This window comes from Microbacterium sp. CH-015 (assembly GCF_049707015.1).
GTDB lineage: Bacteria > Actinomycetota > Actinomycetes > Actinomycetales > Microbacteriaceae > Microbacterium > Microbacterium aurum.
In genome coordinates this window covers 31,701-56,940 of sequence record NZ_JBNAFJ010000012.1, presented here as the reverse complement: position 1 = coordinate 56,940, position 25,240 = coordinate 31,701, and the positions used below count along the sequence as shown (strand labels likewise).

General features: G+C 68.0%; 29 protein-coding genes, 2 tRNA genes and 1 pseudogene. 14 read left to right on the top strand and 18 right to left on the bottom strand.

Translation table 11 applies throughout. From position 1 onward, the window contains the following. Positions 1-28 precede the first annotated feature (28 nt). Positions 29-1,729, top strand: coding sequence for a Stk1 family PASTA domain-containing Ser/Thr kinase (pknB, locus tag ACPYN4_RS14015; protein WP_424446699.1), 1,701 nt, complete (start codon positions 29-31; stop codon positions 1,727-1,729). On the opposite strand, the gene ACPYN4_RS14010 is transcribed toward pknB, so the two are convergent. The 3 genes from ACPYN4_RS14010 to ACPYN4_RS14000 are packed head-to-tail and all read right to left on the bottom strand — an operon-like array spanning position 1,726 to position 3,261. Next, on the bottom strand, positions 1,726-2,355 hold the full coding sequence (locus ACPYN4_RS14010) for an anthranilate synthase component II (RefSeq protein WP_424446698.1): 630 nt from the start codon (positions 2,353-2,355) through the stop codon (positions 1,726-1,728). The two genes, pknB and ACPYN4_RS14010, sit on opposite strands and share 4 nt — an antisense overlap. Continuing rightward, a complete protein-coding gene (locus tag ACPYN4_RS14005) occupies positions 2,348-2,506 on the bottom strand; it encodes a hypothetical protein (RefSeq protein WP_198159096.1) in 159 nt (52 codons plus the stop codon). The genes ACPYN4_RS14010 and ACPYN4_RS14005 overlap by 8 nt, the downstream gene beginning before the upstream one ends. Then, positions 2,506-3,261, bottom strand: a complete 756-nt coding sequence (locus ACPYN4_RS14000; RefSeq protein ID WP_424446697.1) for a class E sortase — start codon at positions 3,259-3,261, stop codon at positions 2,506-2,508. The genes ACPYN4_RS14005 and ACPYN4_RS14000 overlap by 1 nt, the downstream gene beginning before the upstream one ends. Before the next feature lie 55 nt (positions 3,262-3,316). On the opposite strand from ACPYN4_RS14000, the gene ACPYN4_RS13995 reads away from it, so the two are divergent. Then, complete coding sequence (locus tag ACPYN4_RS13995; protein ID WP_281652850.1) at positions 3,317-3,556, top strand: cell division protein CrgA; 240 nt, start codon at positions 3,317-3,319, stop codon at positions 3,554-3,556. Positions 3,557-3,663: 107 nt separating this feature from the next. On the opposite strand, the gene ACPYN4_RS13990 is transcribed toward ACPYN4_RS13995, so the two are convergent. Then, on the bottom strand, positions 3,664-4,509 hold the full coding sequence (locus ACPYN4_RS13990; RefSeq protein WP_424446696.1) for a rhomboid family intramembrane serine protease: 846 nt from the start codon (positions 4,507-4,509) through the stop codon (positions 3,664-3,666). Positions 4,510-4,515: 6 nt separating this feature from the next. After that, entirely contained in the window at positions 4,516-5,073 is a 558-nt protein-coding gene (locus ACPYN4_RS13985; protein ID WP_076692000.1) for a peptidylprolyl isomerase, read from the bottom strand. A 113-nt stretch (positions 5,074-5,186) separates the two neighbouring features. On the opposite strand from ACPYN4_RS13985, the gene ACPYN4_RS13980 reads away from it, so the two are divergent. Beyond that, positions 5,187-5,765, top strand: coding sequence for a DNA helicase (locus tag ACPYN4_RS13980; RefSeq protein ID WP_287270358.1), 579 nt, complete (start codon positions 5,187-5,189; stop codon positions 5,763-5,765). An 83-nt stretch (positions 5,766-5,848) separates the two neighbouring features. Continuing rightward, positions 5,849-6,331 carry an aminoacyl-tRNA deacylase gene (locus ACPYN4_RS13975; RefSeq protein WP_424446695.1) on the top strand — a complete coding sequence of 161 codons (483 nt, stop codon included), beginning with the start codon at positions 5,849-5,851 and terminating at the stop codon, positions 6,329-6,331. A 53-nt stretch (positions 6,332-6,384) separates the two neighbouring features. Here the strand turns inward: ACPYN4_RS13975 and ACPYN4_RS13970 are convergent, their stop codons facing one another. Beyond that, positions 6,385-6,807, bottom strand: a complete 423-nt coding sequence (locus ACPYN4_RS13970) for an NUDIX hydrolase (RefSeq protein ID WP_076692002.1) — start codon at positions 6,805-6,807, stop codon at positions 6,385-6,387. Positions 6,808-6,860: 53 nt separating this feature from the next. Here ACPYN4_RS13970 and ACPYN4_RS13965 point away from each other — a divergent pair, with 53 nt between their 5' ends. Continuing rightward, the gene (locus ACPYN4_RS13965; protein ID WP_424446694.1) at positions 6,861-7,253 is read left to right on the top strand and encodes a hypothetical protein; all 393 of its coding nucleotides are present in this window, start codon (positions 6,861-6,863) and stop codon (positions 7,251-7,253) included. A 36-nt stretch (positions 7,254-7,289) separates the two neighbouring features. On the opposite strand, the gene ACPYN4_RS13960 is transcribed toward ACPYN4_RS13965, so the two are convergent. The 9 genes from ACPYN4_RS13960 to dnaA form a co-directional block, all read right to left on the bottom strand. Further along, positions 7,290-7,362 (bottom strand) — tRNA-Ala (locus ACPYN4_RS13960). A gap of 23 nt (positions 7,363-7,385) precedes the next feature. After that, positions 7,386-7,462, bottom strand: a tRNA-Ile gene (locus ACPYN4_RS13955). A 38-nt stretch (positions 7,463-7,500) separates the two neighbouring features. Beyond that, positions 7,501-7,902 carry a DUF3566 domain-containing protein gene (locus ACPYN4_RS13950; RefSeq protein WP_076692004.1) on the bottom strand — a complete coding sequence of 134 codons (402 nt, stop codon included), beginning with the start codon at positions 7,900-7,902 and terminating at the stop codon, positions 7,501-7,503. Beyond that, a complete protein-coding gene (gene gyrA, locus ACPYN4_RS13945) occupies positions 7,899-10,481 on the bottom strand; it encodes a DNA gyrase subunit A (RefSeq protein ID WP_424446693.1) in 2,583 nt (860 codons plus the stop codon). The genes ACPYN4_RS13950 and gyrA overlap by 4 nt, the downstream gene beginning before the upstream one ends. A gap of 29 nt (positions 10,482-10,510) precedes the next feature. Continuing rightward, positions 10,511-12,571 (bottom strand): DNA topoisomerase (ATP-hydrolyzing) subunit B, encoded by a 2,061-nt coding sequence (gene gyrB / locus ACPYN4_RS13940; RefSeq protein WP_424446692.1) that lies wholly within the window; start codon positions 12,569-12,571, stop codon positions 10,511-10,513. A gap of 132 nt (positions 12,572-12,703) precedes the next feature. Then, on the bottom strand, positions 12,704-13,198 hold the full coding sequence (locus ACPYN4_RS13935) for a DUF721 domain-containing protein (protein WP_076692007.1): 495 nt from the start codon (positions 13,196-13,198) through the stop codon (positions 12,704-12,706). Further along, complete coding sequence (recF, locus tag ACPYN4_RS13930; protein ID WP_424446691.1) at positions 13,191-14,375, bottom strand: DNA replication/repair protein RecF; 1,185 nt, start codon at positions 14,373-14,375, stop codon at positions 13,191-13,193. Before recF ends, ACPYN4_RS13935 begins: the two co-directional genes overlap by 8 nt. A gap of 52 nt (positions 14,376-14,427) precedes the next feature. Beyond that, positions 14,428-15,570 (bottom strand): DNA polymerase III subunit beta, encoded by a 1,143-nt coding sequence (dnaN, locus tag ACPYN4_RS13925; protein WP_239279671.1) that lies wholly within the window; start codon positions 15,568-15,570, stop codon positions 14,428-14,430. 442 nt (positions 15,571-16,012) lie between these two features. After that, the gene (gene dnaA / locus ACPYN4_RS13920) at positions 16,013-17,443 is read right to left on the bottom strand and encodes a chromosomal replication initiator protein DnaA (RefSeq protein ID WP_076688239.1); all 1,431 of its coding nucleotides are present in this window, start codon (positions 17,441-17,443) and stop codon (positions 16,013-16,015) included. 284 nt (positions 17,444-17,727) lie between these two features. Here dnaA and rpmH point away from each other — a divergent pair, with 284 nt between their 5' ends. From rpmH to rsmG, 6 genes are read left to right on the top strand one after another with little or no spacing between them, the layout of a single operon-like run. Next, positions 17,728-17,865, top strand: a complete 138-nt coding sequence (gene rpmH, locus ACPYN4_RS13915) for a 50S ribosomal protein L34 (protein ID WP_005054680.1) — start codon at positions 17,728-17,730, stop codon at positions 17,863-17,865. 9 nt (positions 17,866-17,874) lie between these two features. Continuing rightward, the gene (gene rnpA, locus ACPYN4_RS13910; protein ID WP_076688240.1) at positions 17,875-18,213 is read left to right on the top strand and encodes a ribonuclease P protein component; all 339 of its coding nucleotides are present in this window, start codon (positions 17,875-17,877) and stop codon (positions 18,211-18,213) included. Then, entirely contained in the window at positions 18,210-18,611 is a 402-nt protein-coding gene (gene yidD, locus ACPYN4_RS13905; protein ID WP_424446690.1) for a membrane protein insertion efficiency factor YidD, read from the top strand. Before rnpA ends, yidD begins: the two co-directional genes overlap by 4 nt. Positions 18,612-18,614: 3 nt before the next feature. Beyond that, positions 18,615-19,721, top strand: coding sequence for a membrane protein insertase YidC (gene yidC / locus ACPYN4_RS13900; RefSeq protein WP_424446689.1), 1,107 nt, complete (start codon positions 18,615-18,617; stop codon positions 19,719-19,721). A gap of 26 nt (positions 19,722-19,747) precedes the next feature. Further along, positions 19,748-20,269, top strand: a complete 522-nt coding sequence (locus tag ACPYN4_RS13895; RefSeq protein WP_076688242.1) for a protein jag — start codon at positions 19,748-19,750, stop codon at positions 20,267-20,269. Positions 20,270-20,275: 6 nt separating this feature from the next. Continuing rightward, positions 20,276-20,929 (top strand): 16S rRNA (guanine(527)-N(7))-methyltransferase RsmG, encoded by a 654-nt coding sequence (gene rsmG, locus ACPYN4_RS13890; protein ID WP_424446688.1) that lies wholly within the window; start codon positions 20,276-20,278, stop codon positions 20,927-20,929. Between the two features lie 138 nt (positions 20,930-21,067). Here the strand turns inward: rsmG and ACPYN4_RS13885 are convergent. After that, positions 21,068-21,292: pseudogene (locus ACPYN4_RS13885) on the bottom strand (GIY-YIG nuclease family protein); the annotation flags it as partial. A 141-nt stretch (positions 21,293-21,433) separates the two neighbouring features. Here ACPYN4_RS13885 and ACPYN4_RS13880 point away from each other — a divergent pair. From ACPYN4_RS13880 to ACPYN4_RS13870, 3 genes are read left to right on the top strand one after another with little or no spacing between them, the layout of a single operon-like run. Then, positions 21,434-22,369, top strand: coding sequence for a ParA family protein (locus ACPYN4_RS13880; RefSeq protein ID WP_424446687.1), 936 nt, complete (start codon positions 21,434-21,436; stop codon positions 22,367-22,369). Further along, complete coding sequence (locus ACPYN4_RS13875) at positions 22,369-23,373, top strand: ParB/RepB/Spo0J family partition protein (RefSeq protein WP_424446686.1); 1,005 nt, start codon at positions 22,369-22,371, stop codon at positions 23,371-23,373. Before ACPYN4_RS13880 ends, ACPYN4_RS13875 begins: the two co-directional genes overlap by 1 nt. A gap of 60 nt (positions 23,374-23,433) precedes the next feature. Beyond that, positions 23,434-23,775: a tryptophan synthase subunit alpha gene (locus ACPYN4_RS13870; RefSeq protein ID WP_076688246.1), complete on the top strand. Its 342-nt coding sequence runs from the start codon at positions 23,434-23,436 to the stop codon at positions 23,773-23,775. A gap of 18 nt (positions 23,776-23,793) precedes the next feature. Here the strand turns inward: ACPYN4_RS13870 and trxA are convergent, their stop codons facing one another. Together trxA and trxB are read right to left on the bottom strand one after the other, a co-directional pair. Beyond that, on the bottom strand, positions 23,794-24,117 hold the full coding sequence (gene trxA / locus ACPYN4_RS13865) for a thioredoxin (protein WP_239279665.1): 324 nt from the start codon (positions 24,115-24,117) through the stop codon (positions 23,794-23,796). Between the two features lie 116 nt (positions 24,118-24,233). Then, on the bottom strand, positions 24,234-25,214 hold the full coding sequence (trxB, locus tag ACPYN4_RS13860; protein WP_424446685.1) for a thioredoxin-disulfide reductase: 981 nt from the start codon (positions 25,212-25,214) through the stop codon (positions 24,234-24,236). Between the last annotated feature and the right edge of the window lie 26 nt (positions 25,215-25,240).

The window sequence follows — 25,240 nt, the reverse complement described above, 5'->3', positions numbered from 1 at the left end:
CCCCGTTGGTCAGGGCTTTGGGAGTGAAGTGTCTGCAGAGCCACGCGTGCTGTCCGATCGCTACCGCGTCGATGAACTCATCGGCCGCGGCGGCATGGCCAGCGTCTACCGAGGGCGCGATCTCACGCTCGGCCGCGAGGTCGCGATCAAGATCCTCAAGCGCGAACTGGCCGACGACAGCGCGTTCCGCACCCGGTTCCGCCTCGAGGCGCAGGCGGCCTCCCGCATGTCGCACCCCACGATCGTGCGGGTGTTCGATGCCGGCGAAGACACCGAGACGGATGCCGACGGCACGACCCACTCGGTTCCGTACATCGTCATGGAGCTCGTCGACGGCACGCTGCTGAAGGACATCATCGCGTCCGGCCCGGTGCCGATGACCCAGGCCGTCCGCTACGTCGACGGCATCCTCGAGGCGCTCGAGTACTCGCACCGCGCCGGCGTCGTCCATCGCGACATCAAGCCCGGCAACGTCATGGTCGCCGGCTCGGGGCAGGTCAAGGTCATGGACTTCGGCATCGCGCGCGCGGTGTCCGACTCCTCGTCGACCGTCGCCGAGACCACGGCGATTCTCGGCACCGCCGCCTACTTCTCGCCCGAGCAGGCCAAGGGCGAGCCGGTCGACGCGCGTGCCGACCTCTATTCGGCGGGCGTCGTGCTCTACGAGCTGCTCACCGGACGCGCGCCGTTCCGCGGCGAGTCGCCCGTCGCGGTCGCCTACCAGCACGTCAGCGAGACCCCGGTGCCGCCGTCCGAGCTCGTCGACACCGTGCCGCGATCGCTGGATGCCGTGGCGTTGCGCGCCCTGGCGAAGGACCCGTTCCAGCGCTACCAGGACGCCGCCTCGTTCCGCGCGGCGCTGGATGCCACGCTGGAGGGACGCGCCCCGACGAAGAAGCAGCTCGGCGCCCTGACGAGCGAGCTGTACGGCGCGAACCCGCGCCAGGCCGCCGAGACCGCGCGGTCGCTGCGCCAGCTGACCACCGACACGACGATGCGACGCACGCAGTCGGGTCCGCCCGTCGCGTGGATCTGGGCCGGCGTGGCCGTGCTCGCCGTCGTCCTGATCTCGGTGCTCATCTGGGTGATGACCGCCCGGCCCGGCCCGACTCTGCCCCCGAACGCCCGCATCGTGCCGAACATCACGGACATGTCGTGGGAGCGGGCCAACGAGGAGCTCTTCAAGAACGACCTGCAGGCCGATCGGCTCGAGGAGAGCAGCGACCAGATCGCGGCCGGCAACGTCATCCGCACCGATCCGTCGGCCGGCACCACCGTCGCCCCGGGGCAGACGATCAAGGTGTACGTGTCCACCGGTCAGCAGATGAGCACCGTGCCGACGCTGACCGGACTGTCGTCGACGGATGCCGAGGCGGCCCTCGCCGAGGCAGGACTGACGCTCGGGGCGATCACGACACGCAGCGACCCGGACCTCGCCGGCGGCACCGTCATGTCGGCGGATCAGACGGAGGGGAGTGAGGTGCCCCTGGGGACCACCGTGAACCTCGTGGTCGCCAGCGGCAAGGTCGCCCTCAACAACGTCGTCGGCTACACCGTCGAGGCGGCGCAGCGCGAGCTGTCCTCCGACGCACTGAAGCTCAACCCGGTCGTCATCGAAGACCCCGGCTGCCCCGCGACGGCCGATCGGACTGTGGCCGCGCAGTCGCTCCCGCCGGGCGACGTGCCGATCCACTCCACGGTCGAGCTGACGGTCTGCACCGGCTCCTAGAGCTGCCGCAGCGGACTGCGGCGCGCCCCACGGGCCGCCGCGCCGGCCACGCCGGCGCGCTCCAGCCAGGTGCCGAGCAGCCGGTACCCGCCCTCGGTGAGCACCGCCTCGGGGTGGAACTGCACGCCCCACAGCGGCAGCGTGCGGTGGGCGAGCCCCATGATGACGCCCGACGCGGTGCGCGCCGTGACCTCCAGTTCGGGCGGAACGGATGCCGGCACCACCGCGAGGGAGTGGTACCGCGTCGCCGTGAACGGCGACGGCAGACCGAGGAACAGGCCGCGCCCGTCGTGGTGCACCTGCGACGTCGTGCCGTGACGCAATTCGGGGGCCTCGGCGACGTCCGCCCCGAACGCCACGGCGAGCGCCTGGTGCCCGAGGCATACCCCGAGCACCGGGATGCCGCGGCCCGCCGCGGCCCGGATGATCTCCACGGACGCGCCGGCCGTCTCGGGCCTCCCGGGTCCGGGGGAGACGAGCACCCCGGCGACACCGGCGAGCGCGGCCGCCGGGTCTGCCACGGCATCCGCCTCGATCATCATCGTCGTCGCGCCGAGCTCGTGGAGGTATCCGACGAGCGTGTGGACGAAGCTGTCGTGGTTGTCGACGACGAGGACGTCAGCCACCGACGGTGGACTCCTGCGGGTTGATGAACTGGCCCGCCCAGGGGAAGACGTACCAGAACAGGCCGTAGAGCACGGCGGCCAGCAGCACGAGCAGGATCAGCACCCGCACCCACGCGGGGCCGGGCAGAATGCGCCAGAGGGCGGCGTACATCAGGCGGTCACCCCTTCGGTGAGCGAGGCCGGCGGCCCGTCGGCGGTCGGTGTGAAGCTGTCGAAGACGGCGTACGCGATGATGCGCTCCAGCATGTTGAGCTTCGGTGCGCAGCTGGTCAGCGTGAGGTAGCGGCCGTTGGCGGCGACACCGACCTGCTGGGGCACCGGCAGCAGCACCTCGACCTGCGTGTCCTGCACGTACTCGAGGGTGCGGAACCGGTAGGTGTACCAGCCGTCGGGGGTCTGCACGACGATCGCGTCGCCGATCACGAGCTTGTCGATCGGGTCGAAGGGCGCACCGGAGGTCCAGCGGTGCGCGGCGTAGACGGTGTTGCCGATGTCGCCCGGCATGGCGGTGTCGACGTAGTGGCCGATCTCGCCCTGGTCGAGGATGTCCTTGCGCGTCGTGCCACCGGCGATCGTGAACTGCCAGTCGGGTCCGAACCGCGGCACGAACATGACGCCGAACTGCTGGCCGTGCTCGGGCTGAGCGAGCACCGGGACGATCGGATCGGCGGTGTCGGTGGGCGTCGGCGCCGGGGTGGGTGTCGCGGACTCGGTCGGCGCGGTGGTCTGCTGCGTCCAGCTCTGCGAGAGGGCGCTGGCCTCGTGGTGCTTCTGCGAGCCGATGATCCAGTCGCCGATCCACATCTGCCAGGCGACGTAGAGGAGGGCGACGACACCGATGGTGATGAGGATCTCGCCGAGGACGCCGATCACCGAGACACGGCGCCGCTGGTGAACTTCCCCCATGGTGCGATTCTTCCACAGCACGGCTGTGACGCTGCTGCCAGGTAGAATCTTCGCCATGGCACGTTCAGGCAAGGATGATGAGCAGCTCGCGGAGTACGGCGAGAGCGAGTCCGCCCCCAACCCGGTGTGGTTCAAGCCCATCATGCTGGGCCTCATGATCCTCGGCCTGCTGTGGGTGATCGTGTTCTACCTGAGCAACCAGGCGCTCCCGGTCCCCGGCATCGGCGGCTGGAACCTCGTCATCGGGTTCGCCATCGCCTTCGTCGGCTTCCTCATGACGACCCGCTGGCGCTGAGCCGGTTCACCCCCGGGCGGACCCCGCTCTGACAGGAATTACACCGGTGTGATTCATCCCCATGTGTGGATGAATCTGTGGATAACTCGTGTGGTCAGGCGTGACGCTCACCGGTAGATCGCCAGCGGCACCGCGAGCAGTGCCAGCAGGCCCACCGCCACCGCGACCAGCAGCCAGATCTGCGTGCGGCGCTGGCGGATCTTGCGCGTCTTGGCGAAGATGAGGCCGACCAGCGCGCCGACGAGACCGCCGCCGATGTGCGCCTGCCAAGCGATGTTGGAGTTCGGCAGGAATGTGATCACGAGGTTCAGTCCCAGGATGATCGCGATCGCGGTGACGTTCGCTCCGAGGTGCCGGCCGATCACGAACATCGCGCCCAGCAGACCCCACACCGCTCCCGACGCGCCGACCACCGGAGTCGTCGGCGCCAGCAGCGCGCCCAGCACCGATCCGCCCAGCGCGCTCAGCAGGTACAGACTGAGGAACCGCCACCGGCCGAGCAGGGGCTCAAGGCTGCGGCCCAGCGCCCAGAGCGCGAGCATGTTCAGCGCGACATGCCAGATGCTCGCGTGCACGAGGGTGACGGTCAGCAGTCGCCACGGCTGCGCGTACGCGAGCGGGGGATAGTAGAACAGCCACGACGTGACGACGTCGCCCATTCCGGGGATCAGCCCGATGAGGGAGAACACGCTCGTCACGACGACCAGCGTGTACGTGACCACCGGCCGGCCGTCGAGGCCCGCGGCGCGACCCCGCGGCATCCGCGTGACCGTCGCCTTGTGGGCCTTCTGCTGCTCGGCCAGGCACTCCGGACAGATCACCCCGACCGGCAGCGGCGTCTGACACTCCGGGCAGATCGTGCGCAGGCATCGCTGGCAGAGCACGAAACTCTGCCGCTGCGGATGCCGGTAACAGAAGTTGTCCGGATTGCTGCGGAGGTCGGAGTCGGTCACGCGGTGTCAGACCGCCACGACGTCGATCGAACGGATGACGACGGGGTCGATCGGGCGGTCACCGGCCGCGGTCGGCACGGCGGCGATCTCGTCCACGACGGCGCGCGAGGCGTCATCGGCGACCTCGCCGAAGATCGTGTGCTTGCCCTGCAGCCACGGCGTCGGGTCGGTCGTGATGAAGAACTGCGAGCCGTTAGTGCCCTCGGCCTTGCCGGTGATGGCATTGCGGCGAAGACCCGCGTTGGCCATCGCGAGGATGTACGGGCTGTTGAAGTTCAGCTCCGGGTGGATCTCGTCGTCGAAGTTGTAGCCCGGTCCACCCACGCCCTGCCCGAGCGGGTCGCCGCCCTGGATCATGAAGTTCGGGATGATGCGGTGGAAGATGACGTCGGTGTAGAGCGGTCCCTCACCGGGCTTGCCCGTCGCGGGGTGCGTCCAGGCCTGCGAGCCGTCGGCGAGGCCGGTGAAGTTCTGCACCGTGCGGGGCGCGTGGTCCCCGAAGAGGTTCACGACGATGTCGCCGTGGTTGGTGTGGATCGTCGCAACAGCGGTATGGATCGGCATGCTTAGCATTCTCTCACCTGTCAACCCCTCGCGCCGTCGGGCCCGTCTGGCAAGATGGGGATATTCGTACCGCCGTGATGACGGACATCAGCCGGAACCCCAGGGAGGGCACCGTGAGCCTCAGCCGTAAGCGCAAGAAGGAACTCCGCAAGCTCCAGGAGCAGGCATCGACGCTGTGGGAGTCGCAGCAGGTGCTGCTCGGCCAGGCCGGGCACGTCGCCCGCGAAGCCGGTCGCCAGCTCGGCAACTACAACCGCGAGCAGGTCGTTCCCACCGTGCAGCACACGTACGAGAAGTACGCCGCCCCGTACGTGAACCAGGGTCTGCAGACCTCCGCGCGTGTCTACAACCAGCGCGTCGCGCCCGCCGCCGGCGCTCTCATCGGCTCGGCGCTGTCGGTGTGGGATGCCGCCAACGAGAAGCGCGAGGCTCTCGCCGCCGGCCGCGGGTTCGGCTCGATCGACATCGCGAAGCTGCAGAAGGCGGCCGAAAAGTACGGGAAGGATGCTGCGAAGAAGCTCGTCGTGTCCGCGCCCGCCCCGGCGAAGAAGGGGATCGGCGCCGGTGGCGTGATCGCCATCATCCTCGGTGTCGCCGCTGCGGCCGGTGTGCTCTACGCCGCGTGGCAGACGCTCCGCGCCGACGACGAGCTCTGGGTCGCGGACGACCCGCTGCGCGCCCCCGACGCCTGACCCGCCGCCCGGTCGTTGCACCCCCGGTCGTTGCACCCCCGGTCGTTGAGCGAGCGAGCGAGGAACGAGCGAGACGAAACGCCATGACCATCCCTGACGCCCTCGCGCGCGTGCGCGACGCCGCTGCCGCGCGCGGCCTCGAGATTGAGCTGCGCGAGCGGCCCGCCGCATCCTCTCTGCACGAGGCAGCCGCACTGCTGGGTTTCACGCCGGCCGACATCGTCAAGACGCTCGTGGTCAAGCGGTCCGACGACAGCTACCTGTTCGCGCTCATCCCGGGGGACCGGGCGATCTCGTGGCCGAAGCTGCGCGCGCTGGTGGGGGTGAACAAGCTGCGACTGCCCGAGCCGGAGCTTGCGCTCGCGGCGACCGGATACGAGCGGGGCACGATCGTCCCGATCGGCAGCGCGCAGGACTGGCCCGTGTATGCGGACGCCTCGATCGCCGGCCGGCGCATCGCGATGGGCGCCGGAGCGCACGGCTACAGCCTGTTCGTCGATGCCGACGACCTGATCACGGCCTACCAGGCCGTCGTCGCCGACATCTCACAGCCCGCCGCGCCCTGACGGCCCTCACCCCGGTGATCGAGTAGCCGCGAGGAACGAGCGGCGTACCGAGATCAGAGCCCCGCCATCTCCAGCCCGATGTCGACGAGCTGCACGTGCTGCAGGTCGGCGATCTCGGCGACGGGGAACCAGCCCGCGCGGTCGGTGGAGCCGCCCACCTCGTTGCGCAGTCGACCGCCGGTGATGCGGGCGCGGTAGAGAATGCGCAGGGTGTGCAGGGGAGCATCGGCGCCGGGCGTGATGCGCTGTCGCGCGGGGATCACGCGGGAATGGATGCCGAGGAGATCCCCTAGTTCCACGTGAAACCCGGTTTCTTCCAGGACCTCGCGGCGCGCGGCATCGGCGGGATCCTCACCGGGCTCGAGTCCGCCGCCCGGCAGCGTCCACGCGGCGCGGCGCCCCTCGTTCCAGTGGGCCAGCAGCACACGCCCCTCGTCGTCGACGATGACGGCATAGGCCGCGACGCGGAGGTCCATCCCGCCACCCTACCGAGGCCGCTGGTCCGCGGCGGTCAGGCAGGATGGGGGACATGGACGAGAAGCACCACGCGTCGAGCTGGTCGCTGGCAGGTGTCGACGGCTCACCGCTCGTGGTCTCAGAGATCCGCACGCTCCTGGCCGACCGGGCGGCCGCCGGGAGTCTCACGACGGTGCTGCAGTCGGACACCGGGCTGATGCTGCACCTCGTCACGAACCGCCGACGGGTCATGGTCATGCTCATGGGGGCCGACGGGAGCGCCGGGCATGCGATCGACGACGGCGCGCAGGGGACGAGCGGCGGGTATCTGCTCGAGAACGGACAGGAGGACGAGTACGCGGACCGTGACACACTCGCGCTCCCGGACGCGCTCTCCGTGGTCGAGTGGATCCTCATCCACGGCGCGGCGCCCGAGATCGGCTGGTCGATCGACGTGCCCGGTTGATCCCGCTACCTCCCGAGGCCGGGGATCGATGTGATGTGGAGCCTAGGAGATTCGAACTCCTGACATCCTGCTTGCAAAGCAGGCGCTCTACCAACTGAGCTAAGGCCCCGGATGTGGTTGTAGGGGAGGAATTGGTGGGGCTACCAGGACTTGAACCTGGGACCTCTTCATTATCAGTGAAGCGCTCTAACCGCCTGAGCTATAGCCCCGCAACCTCGTAGACTTTACCCGATTCTCGGGCTCAGCCCTAATTGGACGTGAAGCCGACCAGCAGTCCGCCGGTCACCTTCACCATGAGGTTGTAGATCCCCGCGACCACGGCGCCGAGCACCGTGATGACGATGAGGTTGAGGATCGCCACGATCGCGGCGAACGCCATCACCTGCGGCAGGTCGATGTAGGTGCTCAACGTGAAGTTGTCGTCGAACGCCGTGAACAGCTCATCGAGCTTGCCGATCAGGCCCGTCGTCTTGATGACCATGAAGACGAGGAACACCGAGACGATCGTCACGATCGCCAGGGCCACCGCCGCGAGGAAGGACAGCTTGACGGCGGACCAGAAGTCCACGTACACCAGGCGCAGGCGCACCTGCTTGGCGCTGGTCTTGCTCGAGGACTTCTTGGCGAGCTTGTCGGCTACCGTGCTCATGCGTCAGTGTCACTTCCTTCGGGGCTCGCAGTGGAGGGGTCGTCTGCGGCGTCTGCGTTCTCGGCCGGCTCCTGCTCGTGGCGCAGGGCTCGTTCGCCGTTGCGGGCGATCGCGAGGATGCGGTCATCGTCATCGGGACGGGCGAACACGACGCCCATGGTGTCGCGGCCCTTGGCGGGCACCTCGGCCACGGCAGAGCGTACCACCTTGCCGCTGGCAAGAACCACCAAGACCTCGTCGTCCTCCGCGGCGATGAGACCGCCCGCCAGACTGCCCCGATCGTCGTTGAGCTTGGCCACCTTGATGCCCAGGCCCCCGCGTCCCTGCAACCGGTATTGGTCGACGGCGGTCCGCTTGGCGTAGCCGCCTTCGGTCACGACGAACACGTAGCCCTCATCCTTCGCGACCGAGGCCGACAGCAGCGTGTCGCCCTCGCGGAAGGACATGCCCTTCACGCCCTCGGTGGAGCGGCCCATCGGACGCAGCGAGTCGTCGGTCGCCGTGAACCGCAGCGACATGCCCTGGCGCGAGATGAGCAGGATGTCGTCGGTGTCGTCGACCAGCAGCGCGCTGACCAGCTCGTCGCCGCCCTCGGCATCCTCCTGCCCGCGCAGACGGATCGCGATGATCCCGCCCTGGCGGTTGGTGTCGTACTCGCTGAGCGCGGTCTTCTTGATCTTGCCGTCGCGCGTCGCGAGCACGAGGTACTGCGCCACCTTGTAGTCGCGGATGTCGAGGATCTGCGCGATCTCCTCACCCGGCTGCAGCTCGAGCAGGTTCGCGACGTGCTGGCCCTTCGCGTCGCGCCCGGCCTCGGGCACCTCGTACGCCTTGCAGCGGTAGACCCGGCCCTTGGTCGTGAAGAACAGCAGCCAATGGTGCGTCGTGGTGACGAAGAAGTGTTCGACGACATCGTCGGCGCGCAGCTGCGCACCCTTCACGCCCTTGCCGCCGCGGTGCTGCGACCGGTAATTGTCGCTGCGGGTGCGCTTGATGTACCCGTCGCGGGTGACGGTGATGACCATCTCCTCTTCGGGGATCAGGTCCTCCATCGACATGTCGCCGTCGAAGCCGTGCAGGATGTGGGTGCGGCGGTCGTCGCCGAACCGCTCGACGATCCCGGTCAGCTCCTCGCTGATGATCGTGCGCTGACGCACCGGCGAGGCGAGGATGTCGGTCAGGTCGGCGATCTTCAGCTCGAGCTCGGTGGCCTCGTCGATGATCTTCTGGCGCTCCAGCGCCGCGAGGCGACGCAGCTGCATCGACAGGATGGCGTTCGCCTGATCGTCGTCGATCTCCAGCAGCGTCTTCAGACCCTCGCGGGCGTCGTCCGCGGTCGGCGAGCGACGGATGAGGGCGATGACCTCGTCGAGCGCGTCGAGCGCCTTGAGGTAGCCGCGCAGGATGTGCATGCGCTTCTCGGCCTCGTTGAGCCGGTACTGCGTGCGCCGGACGATCACCTCGATCTGGTGGTCGATCCAGTAGGTGATGAACCCGTCGAGCGCGAGCGTGCGCGGCACGCCGTCGACGATCGCCAGCATGTTGGCGCCGAAGTTCTCCTGCAGCTGCGTGTGCTTGTACAGGTTGTTCAGGACGACCTTCGCCACGGCATCCCGCTTCAACACGATCACCAGGCGCTGCCCGGTGCGGTCGCTGGTCTCGTCGCGGATGTCGGCGATGCCGGTGATGCGGCCGTCGCGGGCGAGGTCGCGGATCTTCAGCGCGACGTTGTCGGGGTTGACCTGGTACGGCAGCTCCGTGATCACCAGGCAGGTGCGGCCCTGGATCTCCTCCACGTTCACGACGGCGCGCATCGTGATCGAGCCGCGCCCGGTGCGCTGCGCGTCGCGGATGCCCTTCGTGCCGAGGATCTGCGCGCCGGTCGGGAAGTCGGGGCCGTGCACCCGGCTCATCAGCGCCTCGAGCAGCTCCTCGCGCGGAGCGTCGGGGTTCTCCAGCGCCCACAGCGCGCCCTCGGCGACCTCGCGCAGGTTGTGCGGCGGAATGTTCGTCGCCATGCCGACCGCGATGCCGACCGACCCGTTGACGAGGAGGTTCGGGAACCGGGAGGGCAGGACCGTCGGCTCCTGCGTCTTGCCGTCGTAGTTCGCCTCGAAGTCGACGGTCTCCTCGTCGATGTCGCGGACCATCTCCATGGCCAGCTGCGACATCTTCGTCTCGGTGTACCGCGGGGCGGCCGCGCCCTGGTTGCCCGGCGAGCCGAAGTTGCCCTGGCCCTCCGCGAGCGGATACCGCAGCGACCACGGCTGCACGAGCCGGACGAGGGCGTCGTAGATCGCGCTGTCGCCGTGCGGGTGGTACTGACCCATCACCTCGCCGACGATGCGCGCGCACTTGTTGAAGCTCTTGTCCGGCCGGTACCCGCCGTCGTACATCCCGTAGATCACGCGGCGGTGCACGGGCTTGAGCCCGTCGCGCACGTCGGGCAACGCGCGCCCGACGATGACGCTCATCGCGTAGTCGAGGTAGCTGCGCTGCATCTCGACCTGGAGGTCGACCTGGTCGATGTTGCCGTGGTTGTGGCCCGCGTTGGGGTCGGGGCGTACGTCGTCAGTCATTCGTCATCGTTCCTGAGCTCGTCGAAGGGTCAGATGTCCAGGAAGCGGACGTCTTTGGCGTTGCGCTGGATGAACCCGCGTCGCGACTCGACATCCTCACCCATCAGCACCGAGAAGATCTCGTCCGCCGCGGCGGCATCGTCGATGGTCACCTGCCGCAGGGTGCGGGTGTTGTGGTCCATCGTGGTCTCCCACAGCTCCTTCGGGTTCATCTCACCGAGACCCTTGTAGCGCTGGATGCCGGATTCCTTGGGGATCCGCTTGCCGTTGGCCAGTCCGTCCGCGAGCAGTGCGTCGCGCTCCTTGTCGCTGAACACGTACTCGTGCTCGGCGTTGGACCACTTGAGCCGGTACAGCGGCGGCATCGCGAGATACACGAAGCCGGCCTCGATGAGGCCGCGCATGTAGCGGAACAGCAGGGTCAGCAGCAGCGTCGTGATGTGCTGCCCGTCCACATCGGCATCCGCCATCAGGACGATCTTGTGATACCGCGCCTTCTCGACGTCGAAGTCCTCGCCGATGCCGCAGCCGAACGCGGAGATGATCGCCTGGATCTCGTTGTTGCCGAGGGCACGGTCCAGGCGCGCCTTCTCGACGTTCAGTACCTTGCCGCGCAGCGACAGGATGGCCTGCGTCTCCGGGTCGCGGCCGCGCACGGCCGAACCGCCGGCGGAGTCGCCCTCGACGAGGAAGATCTCGCTGATCGAGGGATCCTTGCTCGTGCAGTCCTTGAGCTTGTCGGGCATGGATGCCGACTCGAACACGCTCTTGCGACGGGCGGTCTCCCGCGCCTTGCGCGCCGCCAGGCGCGCGGTCGCCGCGTCGATCGCCTTCGTGATGATGCGCTTGGCCTGCTGCGGGTTGCGGTCGAGCCAGTCCGTGAGCTGGTCGCCCACGATCTTCTGCACGAACGCCTTGGCCTCGGTGTTGCCGAGCTTGGTCTTGGTCTGCCCCTCGAACTGCGGCTCGGACAGCTTCACCGAGATAACGGCGGTGAGGCCCTCGCGGATGTCCTCGCCGGTGAGGTTGTCGTCCTTCTCCTTCAGGAGGTTGTTCGCACGGGCGTACTTGTTGATGAGGGTGGTCAGCGCCGCACGGAATCCCTCTTCGTGGGTGCCGCCCTCGTGCGTGTTGATCGTGTTGGCGAAGGTGAAGACGTTCTCGGTGTAGCTCGTCGTCCACTGCATCGCGAGCTCGAGCGAGATGTGGCGCTCGGTGTCCTCCGACTCGACCTCGATGATCTCGTCGTTCACGACCTCGGCCTTGCGCACCTTGTTGAGGTACTCGACGTAGTCGACGAGGCCGCGCTCGTAGTGGAAGTCGTCGTGCGGCTGCATCTCCACGGCCTGGCCGTCGTCGCCGTCGACGACATAGGCGGATGCCGGGCGGTGATCGCTCAGTGTGATCCGCAGGCCCTTGTTGAGGAACGCGGTCTGCTGGAAGCGGGTGCGCAGCGTGTCGTAGTCGAAGTCGACGCTCTCGAAGATCGTGGCGTCGGGCCAGAACGTGATCATCGTCCCGGTCTCCTCCGTCTCCTCGCCCCGCGCGAGCGGTCCCTCCGGCTTGCCCCCGCCGCTGAAGGTCTGCCGCCAGACGTAGCCCTGACGGCGGATCTCCACCTCGAACCGCGTCGAGAGCGCGTTCACCACCGACGAGCCGACGCCGTGGAGACCACCGGAGACGGCGTATCCGCCGCCGCCGAACTTGCCGCCGGCGTGGAGCACGGTGAGCACGACCTCGACGGTGGACTTCGTCGGATCGGACGCGTGGGGGTCGACCGGGATGCCGCGGCCGTTGTCCACGACACGGATCGCGCCGTCGGCGAGGATCGTCACGGCGATCGTGTCGCAGTATCCGGCGAGCGCCTCGTCGACGGAGTTGTCGACGATCTCGTAGACGAGGTGGTGCAGGCCCCGCTCACCCGTGGAGCCGATGTACATGCCCGGCCGCTTGCGCACGGCTTCGAGGCCCTCGAGCACCTGGATGGCGTCGGCCCCGTACTCGTTCTCGACCTTCTGCGGCTGCCCCGCCCTCTCAGACGGCGTGGGCGGAAGTTCCTGAGGAACGCTGTCGGGGGTATCAGACGTCATATGCTCGCGTGCTCCTGGGTCCGACCGCAGGCGCGGTCCTCCAACGATCGAGTCTATCGTTTTTTCCTCGCCGACGACGCGAGAACGGCCCTGTGGCGCCCGGAAAATCGCCAGGATGCCGCAGGACGTGGCTCAGCCGTAGGTATCGCGAGGACCGCGCCCTGGAACGGCTCTGGGGCCCCATTTCCAGGAGGGGACGTCCGGCCCCACGAAACGGACGTTGGTCACCCCGGCATCCGGGAACCGGCGCATCAGCTGCGTGACGATCTCGCCGCGCATGAGCTGGAGGTTCTTGGCCCATGCCGTCGAGTCGCACTGCACCGTCAGCAGTCCGTCGGCGAGGGCGACGGGGTGCGCGTGGCGGGCGGTCTCCTCGCCCGCCACGTCGGTCCACTGCAGCACGAGGTCCTCGCGCGCCAGCTGCGAGTCCCATCCCGACTGCTTGGTGAGGTCGGCGAGCACGTCGCCGACCCCCTTCGGGTCGCGGCCGGGGGCGAACGGCTGCTTGTCCTCGTCGTCGCTGCCGCGCTTGCGGCGTCGGCGCGCGGCACGGGGCGAGGGCTCGAGTCCGCGCAGGCGCAGGTAGGTGCCGATCGTCTCGGGCACCGCGGGCGTCTCGTCACTCATGCGCCACCTCGATCGTGCCGGCGACGACCCGCACCGTGCGGGCGCGCAGGGCCGGCGGGACGTCCTCCTCGACGGCGGCCGTCACGATGACCTGCTCGAAGCCCTCCACCATGCCGGCCAGACGCGCCCGCCGATCGGTGTCGAGCTCGGCGAACACGTCGTCGAGGATCAGCACCGGGTCTCCCAACTGGGACTGCGCACGCAGCAGGTGGGCTGAGGCGAGCCGCAGCGAGAGGGCGACCGACCACGATTCACCGTGCGACGCGTAGCCCTTGACGGGAAGTCCGCGCACCCGCAGCAGAAGATCGTCGCGGTGCGGACCCACGAGGGTGAGACCGCGTTCGAGTTCCGCGGCGCGCTTGCTCGTCAGCGCGGAGCGGAACGCGCCGGCGATGTCCGCCGCCGAAAGCGCGGCGTGGGCAGAAGGCGTGTCGGATGCCGCGGCATCGGCACGCTCCTCGTCGTCATCGGGATCGGTGCCGCCGATCGACAGCAGCCACTCCAGCTCGGGGCGGTGGTCCGCGCCGGCGATCGCCGTGTACGCCTCGGCGACAGGACCGGCGAGATCCGCCGCGAGGACGAGGCGGGCGCGGATGACGTCGGTGCCGAGCTGGATCAGCTTGTCATCCCAGACCTCGAGGGTCGACAGGTTCTCGCCTCGGATGCCGCGGGCTCGCGCCGATTTCAGCAGCGCCGTCCGCTGCTTGAGCACCCGGTCGTAGTCGGCGAGGACGCCCGCCATGCGCGGTGCGCGCTGGATGAGCAGCTGATCGGCGAACCGGCGCCGGGCGGAGGGATCGGATCGGACGATCTGCAGATCTTCCGGCGCGAACAGGACCACCTGGGCGTACCGGGGCAGTTCCGCGGTCTTCACCGCGGACCCGTTGACGCGCGCCTTGTTGCTCCCGGTGCGGTTCAGCTGCGCTTCGAGCAGCACCCGCCGCTCGCCATAAGCCAGCCGCATGCGCACGATCGCGGCATCCTCACCGTCGCGGACCATCGGCGCGTCCTGCGAGACGCGATGCGAACCGAGAGTGGCGAAGTAGCCGATGGCCTCGGCGAGGTTGGTCTTGCCTTGGCCGTTGCGACCGACGAAGACGTTCGGACCGGGCGCGAGCGTCACGTCGGCTGCCGCGTAATTGCGGAAGTCCACGAGATTCAGCTGCTCCACGATCACCGGTCAAGCCTAGGCCGCGGCACCGACGCGCTGGTCGCCGACCGTGCGGCGATCAGCGCAGCAGCAGGTTCGGCTGCAGCAGGTACTTGAAGCTCTCGGGACCGCCCGAGGTCTGCGGGGTGATGAGCACCGGGCTGAGCTTGTTCGCGTTGTCGCTCGAGGTGAACGTGATGCGCGCGAACTCGCTCTTGACGGCGCCGAGCGCCTCGAGCAGGTACTGCGGGTTCAGGCCCAGCGTGACCTCTTCGCCCGCGAGCGTCGCGTCGACCGACTCGGTCGCGCGCGCCTGCTCGGTGCCGGAGGCGTCCATCGACACGCCGTCCTCACCGAACGTGAACCGCAGCGGAGCCGAGCGGTCGAGCACGAGCGAGACGCGGCGGACGGCCTCGGCGAGGTCGGCGGTGTTGACGACGGCGTAGTGGTCGGTCTGCTCGGGGAACAGCCGGCGCACCGGCGGGAAGTTGCCCTTGATCAGCAGCGAGGTGACGGTCTTGTTGCCCGCCGTGAACGCGATGATCTCGCGATCGCCGGATCCGGAGAACGAGATCTGGATGTCGCCGGAGTGTGCGAAGGTCTTCCCCACCTCGGTGAGGGTGCGCGCCGGCACGAGCGCCGTCGTCGACTCCTCACCCGCGACGGTGCCGCCGTCCCAGGCGACGTCGCGCAGCGCGACGCGATAGCGGTCGGTCGCGACGAGGCTGAGCTCGGTACCGGCGACCTCCAGCTGCACACCGGTGAGCACGGGCGTGACATCGTCGCGGGAGGCGGCGAACGCGACTTGCGAGATGGCCGTCGCGAACTCCTCGGCCGGGACGAGCCCGGATTCGCCGGAGACCTCGGGGATGGCGGGGTATTCCTGCACCGGCATCGACGCGAGGGTGAACCGCGCCGATCCGCAGGTGAGGACGATGCCGTCGTCGGCGCCGACCTCGATCTGGATGGGAGCGCTCGGGAGACGGCTCGCGATCTCGGACAGCAGCCGGCCGTGGACGAGGATTGTGCCCGGCTCGTCGACGGTCGCTTCGATCGTCGTGCGTGCCGACGCCTCGTAGTCGAACGCGGCGAGCGAGAGTCCGTCCTCCGTCGCCTCGATGAGCACACCGGCCAGGATCGGCTGCGGGTTGCGCTGCGGCAGGAGCTTGACGACGAACGACACGGCCTCGCTGAACACGTCGCGATTCACGTGGAACTTCACTGGCGCTCCCTACTCGGGCTTAGACAAAGGACAAGCCACTTCATGCTAGTGCCCTCCTCCGTCCGGATTGTCGAGCGATCTCCCGCCCACGGCGCCGGCCGGCGTTCGCCTCGCAGAGGTGATCGAACCGGTTTCATCAAAGGAGGTCTCTGTCATGGTGTTAACAGCTGTGGAAACTGTGGACAACTCGGTGGATCGCTGTCGAGAGCGGGAAACCACACGCGTGTAAGTTGTGGGCGAACTGCGGATGCCGCGGGGAAAGCGGCATCCGAGCGCACGCTCGCGAAGCGCCGTCATCCACAGCATCCGTCGATCGGCTCACAGCAGTCCCGTCTCGACATGTAGTTATCCACAGGCTGTCCACACTGTGCAGAACGCGAATATTGGCGACAGCTGTAAAGGCTGTCAAGATCCGGACGCGGAATATATCGGCGTGTTGCCGTCAGCGGCCGACGCGGCCGAGCTGTGTCGTGATCTCCGACACCTGGTTGTAGATCGAGCGCCGCTCCTTCATGAGCTCGCTGATCTTCTTGTACGCGTACATCACGGTCGTGTGGTCGCGGTTGCCGAAGAGCTGACCGATCTTCGGCAGCGACAGGCTCGTGCGCTCGCGGCAGAGGTACATCGCGATCTGGCGGGCCGTGGCGATCGACTGCGAGCGGCTGGAGCCGTACAGGTCGTCGACGGAGAGCCGGAAGTACTGCGCCGTCGCGGTGATGATGTCCGTCGGGGAGATGACGTTGGCGTCGTCGGTGTCGACGATGTCGCGCAGGACGGTCTGGGCCAGCGAGATGTCGAGGTTCGACCGGTTGAGGCTCGCGAACGCCGAGACCCGGATGAGTGCGCCCTCGAGCTCGCGGATGTTGCTGGAGACCTTCGTCGCGATGTATTCCAGCACGTCGTCCGGGACCAGCAGCCGCTCGGACTGGGCCTTCTTGCGGAGGATCGCGATGCGGGTCTCGAGGTCGGGCGCCTGCACGTCCGTGATGAGGCCCCATTCGAATCGGCTGCGCATGCGGTCCTCGAACCCGGTGAGGTGACGCGGCGGGACGTCGCTGGTGATCACGACCTGCTTGTCGTGGTCGTGCAGCGTGTTGAAGGTGTGGAAGAAGGCCTCCTGCGTCTCGGCCTTCCCCTGCAGGAACTGGATGTCGTCGATGAGGAGGATGTCGACGTCGCGGTAGCGGGCCTGGAAGGCGGAGCCGCGGTTGTTGGCGATGGAGTTGATGAAGTCGTTGGTGAACTCTTCGCTGGAGACGTACCGGACGCGGATGCCGGTGTAGAGGCTCAGGGCGTAGTCGCCGATCGCGTGGAGGAGGTGGGTCTTGCCCAGTCCCGAGTCGCCGTAGATGAACAGCGGGTTGTAGGCCTTCGCCGGCGCCTCGGCCACGGCGACGGCCGCCGCGTGCGCGAATCGGTTGGACTGGCCGATGACGAAGTTGTCGAAGCTGTACTTGGGGTTCAGCCGGGTGTCGCTGCGGCTGTTGCCGTGCGCCGGCAGCGACGCCGGCTCGCTGAACTCCTCGGCTGCCGGCCGCGCGATCGGCATCGGCGCGGCGGCGGACTGCACCGGGATGGGCGCGGTCAGGTGCGCGTCGGCGAGTTCTGGATTGACCACGACACGGAACGCGGATGCGGCCGGCTCGGCGTCCACGCGCGCCAGCGCCTCCATGATCGGCGCGCGCAGCCGCTTGTTCAGCTGCGCTGCGGTGAGGTCGTTCGGCACGTCGAGATAGAGGGTGCCGCTCATGACACCCTGGGCGACGGCGAGGTTCAGGAAGCCCTGGAGCTGCGGGGTCACCCGCTCATCGCCGCTGAGTTCGTCCAGCACGGCGGTCCAGACCGGGACATCCGGAACTTCGTGCTGAGACATGTCCCCCCTGGAACCTTCACCTGTGGATAACTACCCGAGTCACGGTATCCAGCGACCCCGTCGAGAGCAAAATCCACTGTAGATCCGGCCCGCGTGTCTTCACCAGACGCTATCCACAGTCGGTGGATAATGTCCCCTCGGCCCTTCCTGAGTGATCGCTGGTTTGAGTTCTTGTGGTTCGCGACGTAGCCTTAGTCGGTTGACTTATGCCCTCGCGGGCAGTCCCCTGTACCCGTGTCCCCGGTCTAGAGCGTTCCGGTGACCGCCGATCCGGAGTGATCCTCATGAGCAAGCGCACGTTCCAGCCCAACAACCGCCGCCGCGCCAAGAAGCACGGCTTCCGCGCCCGCATGCGCACGCGTGCCGGCCGCTCGATCCTGTCGGCGCGCCGCGCCAAGGGTCGTACCGAGCTGTCCGCCTGACCTGACACGGTGCTGGCGCGGGATCATCGCATCACCCGCGGGGCGGAATACAAGGCCGTCGTCCGTGGGGGTAGCCGGTGCGCCGCTGTGCACACGGTGACCTACGTGGTCGCCACATCCGAAGACCGCCCACCGCGGTTCGGATTCATCGTGAGCAAGCAGGTGGGAACCGCTGTGACCCGCAACACCGTCCGCCGCCGGCTCAAGGCCGTGTGCGCCGAGGCGCTGCCGCAGGTCCGCAGCGGTGCGGATGTCGTGATCCGCGCGCTGCCCACGGCCGCATCCGCCGACTTCGCGCAGCTGCGCGCCGAGGTGACGCGGTGCCTGGCTCGGCGGGCCGCGGCGTGACCGCCACCACTCTGCCCTCGTACGCACTCGGAGCGGGCAGCCTCTCGGCATCCACCGCCCTGCGTGCCCTCCCCCTGATCCCGCGCAACGCGGGACTGGCCCTGCTGCACAGCTATCGTGCGACGGTCTCCCATCTCTACGGCGACGTCTGCAAGTACTACCCCTCCTGCTCCGCGTATGGGGTCGGTGCGGTGCAGCAGCACGGGCTCCTCAAGGGCTCGGCGCTGACGGCGGCCCGCCTGGCGCGGTGCCATCCCTGGGCGCGCGGCGGCATCGACGACGTGCCCGCACACAAGAACTTCCGACACGAGTTGACCCGACACGGGTTCGTCGTCCCGCCGCGCGATGGTTCATCGCACGGCGGCACCGCGGCATCCGTGTCGACGAGAAAGGACTGATCCGTGCTGGATCTTCTGTTCGCCGCCGCGACACCGAGCCCGGTCGTCCCGACGCCGACCACCCCCTATCCGGGGACGCAGCTGGACTTCTTCCAGATCATCATGTGGCCGTTCAAGTGGATCGTCGAGGCGATCCTGGTGTTCTGGCACTGGCTGTTCACGTCCCTCGGGCTCGAGGCGGATGCCGGCCTGACATGGGTGCTGTCCATCATCGGCCTTGTGATCGTGGTGCGCTCCGCACTGATCCCGCTGTTCGTGCGCCAGATCAAGAGTCAGCGCAAGATGATGGAAATCGCTCCTGAACTGCGAAAAGTTCAGGAGAAGTACCGCGGCAAGAAGGATCAGCTCTCTCGCGAGGCTATGAGTCGAGAGACCATGGCGCTGTACAAGAAGCACGGCACGACGCCGGTGTCGAGCTGTCTGCCGCTGCTCGTGCAGATGCCGATTCTGCTCGGCATGTTCCACACGCTCAGCGATGTGAAGAAGCACGCCGAGTGGGGCCTGGGCGGCGTGGGTCTGCTGAACAAGGACCTCACGTGGCAGTTCTACGAGGCCAAGCTGTTCGGCGTCGCTCCCCTGCACGTCAACATGATCGAAGCGATCAACGACAACCAGACCGCGACCGTGGTGATCCTGGTCATCCTCGTGATCCTCATGATCGCGTCGCAGTTCATCACGCAGCTGCAGATCATCTCGAAGAACCTCTCCCCCGAGGCCAAGACCGGCCAGGCGTACCAGATGCAGCGCATCATGCTGTACGTCCTCCCGCTCGCATTCATCTTCTCGGGTGTGTTCTTCCCGCTGGGCGTGGTGCTCTACTGGTTCACCTCCAACATCTGGACGATGGTCCAGCAGTTCCTCGTCATCCGGAACCTTCCCACCCCCGGCTCCGAGGCCGCCAAGGCGCGCGAGGAGCGACTGGCGCGCAAGGGCAAGGCGATCGACGCGCAGGGAAAGATCGTTCCGCTGGAGAAGTACCAGGCTGAGCAGCAGCGTCTGTTCGAGGAGGCGCAGAAGGCCAAGGCCGCGGCGCCCAAGCGGCAGCAGCCGGTGAGCAAGCAGCGCGCGAAGAAGCAGCAGCAGAAGAACAAGCCCCAGTCGGACGCCTGAGCGCACGAGATCACAGTGAGGACCCCATGAGCATCACCCCGGAGCAGGCGTCGACCGAGCACGACGGCGCCGAGCGTGTCACCGCGACTGTCGCACAGCTCGAGCAGGAAGGCGATATCGCCGCGGACTACCTCGAGGGGTTGCTGGACATCGCCGACATCGACGGTGACCTGGCGCTCGATGTGCGGAGCGGACGGGCATACGTCTCCGTCGAGAACGACGATGCCGAGGCGTTGCGCGTGCTGTCGAACCCCGACACCGTCCAGGCGCTGCAGGAGCTCACCCGCATCGCCGTGCAGACGAAGACCGGGCGCTTCTCGCGTTTGATCCTCGATGTCGGCGGTTCTCGGGACGCTCGACAGCAGCAGCTCGAGAAGCTCGTCGACCGTGCGATCGCCCGCCTGGACGAGGGTGCCTCGCAGGCATCCCTCCCGGCGATGTCCAGCTACGAGCGCAAGCTCGTCCACGACATCGTGGCCGCGCGCGGACTGGTTTCTGAGTCCTACGGTGAGGGCGCGGATCGTCACACGGTCATCCGTCGCTCCTGACGCGTCATGAGCGACGTTTCACGTGAAACATCGGGCGAGGTCGAGCCCGAGCCGGCATCCGCTGCCGTTGTGTTCGGTGACCGGTTGGATCTGGCGCGCCGTTTCACCGCCGCGCTGGGGGCGCACGGCGAGGAGCGCGGGCTGATCGGTCCACTCGAACCGCCTCGGCTGTGGAACCGGCACATCCTCAACTCGGCGATCGCCGCTCCCCTGTTCCCGACCGGTGGTCGCGTTGCCGACGTGGGGTCGGGTGCCGGTCTTCCGGGCCTGGTGCTCGCGATCGCTCGTCCGGATGTCGAGTGGGTCCTGATCGAACCGATGGAACGACGCGTGGCGTGGCTGAACGAGCAGCAGCGCGAGTTGGGTCTCGACAATGTCGAGGTGATCCGCGGCCGGGGCGAAGAGTGGAAGCAGGGTCCGGTGCTCGATGCCGTCACCGCCCGCGCCGTGAGCGCGTTGCGCACGCTCATCCCCGTGACCGCACCGTTGCTGCGCTCGGGCGGCGAGCTGATGCTCCTCAAGGGAGCCAACGCCGAGAACGAGATCGCGGCGGCGGAGAAGGCCATCCGCAAGTACAAACTCAGCGACGTGCGCGTCGAGATCGTCGGCGAGGGCGTCATCGCCGAGCCCACCCGCGTCCTCCGCGCCACCCGCCGCTAATCTCTCCCCCGGTGGCCGAGTAGGCGCGAGGGACGAGCGTGCCTCCCGGTGGTTGAGTAGCCGCAAGGGACGAGCGGCGTATCGAAACCACAGCGTTTCACGTGAAACATCGCCGCCGAACGCCTTCTTCGCGCGACCCCAGCCCTGCACCTGCTTCTCGCGAGCGAAGGCGTCGCCGACATTCGAGAACTCCTCGCAGGAGACGAGCTTCAGCGGCCGGCGTCGTTTGGTGTATTCGGCGCCCTCACCTAGATCGTGGAGCCAGAGGCGTTGATCGAGGTTGCGGCAGCTCCCGACGTCGTAGCTGCCGTCGCTGCATCGAGTATGTCTGTGCGAACGAGGTCTTCGTTTCACGTGAAACATCGGGCAGGGTGATCTCGGTACGCCGCTCGTTCCTCGCGGGTGCTCGCTCGGCGGGTGGCGGGAGGTTCCCGTTTCACGTGAAACGGCGGGGGGTGCGGGCTCGACTACAGTAGAGAGGTCCCGGAATGACAGGAGTTGATGGTGCCGGAATCGGAGAACGCGACCTCTCCCGCACCCTTCTCCATCGACGACAGTCCAATCGGCCGCGAACTCGCGGACCTCACATCGCGCCGCAAGGCGCTGGATGCCGTGGAGATCGAGTTCAGCGGGCAGACCCGCATTCTGACGGTCTCGAACCAGAAGGGCGGCGTCGGCAAGACCACGACGACGGTGAACATCGCCGCGGCGCTGGCTTCGGTGGGCGCACGCGTCCTGGTCATCGACCTCGACCCTCAGGGGAACGCCTCGACGGCCCTCGGTGTTCCGCACACCGCCGACACTCCCAGCGTCTACGACGTGCTCATCGACGAGTTCCCGCTCGCCGACATCGTGCAGACGAGCCCCGAGTCGCCGAACCTCCTCTGCGCCCCCAGCACGATCCACCTCGCCGGCGCCGAGATCGAACTCGTCTCCCAGGTCGCCCGGGAGCATCGCCTGCGGACCGCCCTCGACGACTATCTCGCCCGCCCCGACGTGCAGCTCGACTTCGTCCTCATCGACTGCCCACCGTCGCTCGGCCTGCTGACGATCAACGCGTTCACCGCGGCGGGGGAGCTGCTGATCCCGATCCAGTGCGAGTACTACGCCCTCGAGGGGCTCAGCCAGCTGCTCGGCAGCGTGCGGATGATCCAGAAGCACCTCAATCCCAAACTGCACCTGTCGACGATCCTGCTCACGATGTACGACGGTCGAACCCGACTCGCACAGCAGGTGGCCGAAGAGGTCCGCACGCACTTCCCCGACGAGGTGCTGCGCACGATCATCCCGCGCTCCGTGCGCGTCTCCGAGGCGCCGAGCTTCGGGCAGACCGTCATCGCCTACGACGGTCAGTCCGCCGGCGCGGTCTCGTACCGCGAGGCGGCCGTGGAGCTCGTGCAGCGAGAGCGACTGAAGACATCCGACGAGGGGACATCCTGATGGCGAAGCGAACTGGACTGGGCCGAGGCATCGGCGCGCTCATCCCCACGGCCGAGAGTGCCGAAGCGCGACCGGTGGACGTGTTCTTCCCGGGCGCCACGCCGTCGGCAGGGCAGGATGCCGCGGCATCCGCTGCCGACGAGACGAGCAGTCCGGTCTCCTCCACCGACGAGAGCACGGAGCAGCTTCTCGCCATCCCGGGCACTCGCCTCATCCAGGTCGACCCGAACGAGATCGTGCCGAACCCGCGCCAGCCGCGGACGAACTTCGACCCCGACGACCTGGCCGAGCTCGTACACAGCGTCCGCGAGTTCGGTGTGCTGCAGCCCGTCGTCGTGCGCACCAACGAGGACGGCAAGTACGAGCTCATCATGGGCGAGCGCCGCACGCGCGCCTCGCGCGAGGTGGGACTGACATCGATCCCCGCGATCGTGCGCGACACTTCGGACGAGAACCTGCTGCGCGACGCGCTGCTCGAGAACCTGCACCGCTCGCAGCTGAACCCCCTGGAAGAGGCCTCCGCCTACCAGCAGCTGCTGGAGGACTTCGGCATCACCCAGGAGGAGCTCGCGACCCGCATCGGCCGCTCGCGCCCCCAGATCAGCAACACGATCCGGTTGCTGAAGCTGCCCGTTCCGGTGCAGCAGCGCGTGGCCGCCGGTGTGCTGAGCGCCGGCCATGCCCGGGCCGTGCTGTCGCTCGACGACGCGGAGGCGATGCAGCGGCTCGCCGACAAGATCGTCAACGAGGACCTCTCGGTGCGCGCGGCGGAGGCCGCCGCGAAGAACGTCGCCGCCGCTGGCACCAAGACGGCGGCGCCGAAGGCGGGCGCCCGCCGCGCCCACCTCGACGACGTCGCGGAGCGCCTCGGTGACCGTCTCAACACCAAGGTCCGTATCACCCTGGCGGCGAAGAAAGGCCAGATCATCGTAGATTTCGCGACGATTCAGGACCTCAATCGCATTCTCGCGGAGATCGGCGAGACGGAGTTCGGCGCGCGCTGAGCGGTCAATGACCCGGCGCCGCCGGAGCCGCACCGGCCGTCGCGCACGTAGGCTGGATGGGTGACCGATCGCCCCTCGCTCCCGCGCCGCGCCAGCCTCGAGCTGCTGCGCGCCGAGGCGGGCGACGAGCTGTCGGTGCTCATCGAGGAGCGTCTGCGTGACGGCGAGGACCCGTGGGATTTCATGGAGGATCTCCCCTCCGTCGACGAGCTCGTGGTCTTGACGCTCCGGGCGGAGAACATCGCCGCCGACGGCGGCAACCGTCCGACGCAGGCGCGCAACTACCGTGTGCTGCGGCAGATCGCCTTCGACTACCCGCCGCTCACCCGGGCGGTGTGGCGACTGCTGGGAAGCGAACCGCACCGCCGCTGGGATGCGACGGTGCGGATCGAAGCGTCGTAGCGTGACGCGGCGCGCGGCTTACGCGAGGTAGGCGGCCAGATCCTGCTCGAGCGCGAACTTCGGCTTCGCGCCGATGATCGTCTTCTCGACCTGACCCTTGTTGAAGACCTTCATCGCGGGGATCGAGGTGATCTGGTACTGCATCGCGAGGTTGGGGTTCTCGTCGACGTTGAGCTTCAGGACGGTGATCTTGTCGCCGTTCTCGGTCTGGATCTCATCGAGGATGGGTCCGACCATGCGGCACGGCCCGCACCACGCGGCCCAGAAGTCGACCAGCACGGGTCCCTCGGCGTCGATGACATCCTGCTGCCAGGTGCTCTCGCTCGTGGCCTTGGCGGTCATGTTCTCTCCTTCGTGTGCGACCCGCTCGATACGCGGATCTTCTCGGTTTAACACGGCGGATGCCGGGATTGTTCCGTTCGGGTCGGCGAGCGTCCGGGCGGGGCTGATGATCCTCGTCAGGCTGCGTCGGTCAGACCGTCGATCTCGGCGGCATCCTGCGCCGGTGCGCCGGCATCGCCCCGCGCGGCGAGGTAGTGCTCGACGTCGAGGGCCGCGACGGTTCCGCTGCCGGCGGCGGTGACCGCCTGGCGGTAGGTCGGGTCGATGACGTCGCCGGCGGCGAAGACACCGGGCACCGACGTGCGCGACGAGCGCCCGTCGACCCAGACCGTGCCGTGCTCGGTGAGGTCGAGCGATCCGTGGACGAGGTGCGTGCGCGGGTCGTTGCCGATCGCGACGAAAACCCCGGTCACAGGCAGTTCTCGGGTCGATCCGTCGACGGTGTCGCGCAGCAGCAGGCCGCTGACGGCGTCGTCGCCGAGCACGTCGGCGACCTCACTGTTCCACACGAACTCGATCTTCTCGTTCGCGAAGGCGCGGTCCTGCATGATCTTCGAGGCGCGCAGCTCGTCGCGACGGTGGATGACGTAGACCTTCGACGCGAACTTCGTGAGGAACGTCGCCTCCTCCATCGCCGAGTCGCCGCCGCCGACGACGGCGATCTCCTGCTCGCGGAAGAAGAAGCCGTCGCACGTCGCGCAGTACGAGACCCCGTGTCCGGAGAGCCGCTGCTCGCCGGCGATGCCGATCTTGCGGGGCGCCGAGCCGGTCGCGAACACGATGGCCTCCGCCTCGTGCGTCACGCCGCTGCCGAGCGTCACCTTCTTGATGTCACCGGCGACGTCGAGCGCGGTCACGTCGTCGTAGAGCACCTCGGTGCCGAACTTCTCCGCCTGCTCCTGCATCTTGGCCATGAGGTCGGGGCCCATGATCCCCTCGGGGAACCCCGGGAAGTTCTCGACCTCTGTCGTGTTCATGAGCTCGCCGCCGGCTTCGACGGAGCTGGCGATCAGCAGGGGCTCGAGGTTCGCGCGCGCGGCGTAGATCGCCGCCGTGAAACCGGCGGGGCCGGAGCCGATGATGATGAGCTTGCGCACGTGGGTTCCCTTCGTCTGCGGGGCGC

Bases quoted from the DNA above. Each gene is read 5' to 3' on its own strand.
- ACPYN4_RS14005 (WP_198159096.1), bottom strand. From the start codon at position 2,506: ATGTACGCCGCCCTCTGGCGCATTCTGCCCGGCCCCGCGTGGGTGCGG.
- ACPYN4_RS14000 (WP_424446697.1), bottom strand. From the start codon at position 3,261: ATGGGGGAAGTTCACCAGCGGCGCCGTGTCTCGGTGATCGGCGTCCTC.
- ACPYN4_RS13995 (WP_281652850.1), top strand. From the start codon at position 3,317: ATGGCACGTTCAGGCAAGGATGATGAGCAGCTCGCGGAGTACGGCGAG.
- ACPYN4_RS13985 (WP_076692000.1), bottom strand. From the start codon at position 5,073: ATGCCGATCCATACCGCTGTTGCGACGATCCACACCAACCACGGCGAC.
- ACPYN4_RS13975 (WP_424446695.1), top strand. From the start codon at position 5,849: ATGACCATCCCTGACGCCCTCGCGCGCGTGCGCGACGCCGCTGCCGCG.
- ACPYN4_RS13970 (WP_076692002.1), bottom strand. From the start codon at position 6,807: ATGGACCTCCGCGTCGCGGCCTATGCCGTCATCGTCGACGACGAGGGG.
- ACPYN4_RS13965 (WP_424446694.1), top strand. From the start codon at position 6,861: ATGGACGAGAAGCACCACGCGTCGAGCTGGTCGCTGGCAGGTGTCGAC.
- ACPYN4_RS13950 (WP_076692004.1), bottom strand. From the start codon at position 7,902: ATGAGCACGGTAGCCGACAAGCTCGCCAAGAAGTCCTCGAGCAAGACC.
- gyrA (WP_424446693.1), bottom strand. From the start codon at position 10,481: ATGACTGACGACGTACGCCCCGACCCCAACGCGGGCCACAACCACGGC.
- gyrB (WP_424446692.1), bottom strand. From the start codon at position 12,571: ATGACGTCTGATACCCCCGACAGCGTTCCTCAGGAACTTCCGCCCACG.
- ACPYN4_RS13935 (WP_076692007.1), bottom strand. From the start codon at position 13,198: ATGAGTGACGAGACGCCCGCGGTGCCCGAGACGATCGGCACCTACCTG.
- dnaA (WP_076688239.1), bottom strand. From the start codon at position 17,443: ATGTCTCAGCACGAAGTTCCGGATGTCCCGGTCTGGACCGCCGTGCTG.
- rpmH (WP_005054680.1), top strand. From the start codon at position 17,728: ATGAGCAAGCGCACGTTCCAGCCCAACAACCGCCGCCGCGCCAAGAAG.
- ACPYN4_RS13895 (WP_076688242.1), top strand. From the start codon at position 19,748: ATGAGCATCACCCCGGAGCAGGCGTCGACCGAGCACGACGGCGCCGAG.
- rsmG (WP_424446688.1), top strand. From the start codon at position 20,276: ATGAGCGACGTTTCACGTGAAACATCGGGCGAGGTCGAGCCCGAGCCG.
- ACPYN4_RS13875 (WP_424446686.1), top strand. From the start codon at position 22,369: ATGGCGAAGCGAACTGGACTGGGCCGAGGCATCGGCGCGCTCATCCCC.
- trxA (WP_239279665.1), bottom strand. From the start codon at position 24,117: ATGACCGCCAAGGCCACGAGCGAGAGCACCTGGCAGCAGGATGTCATC.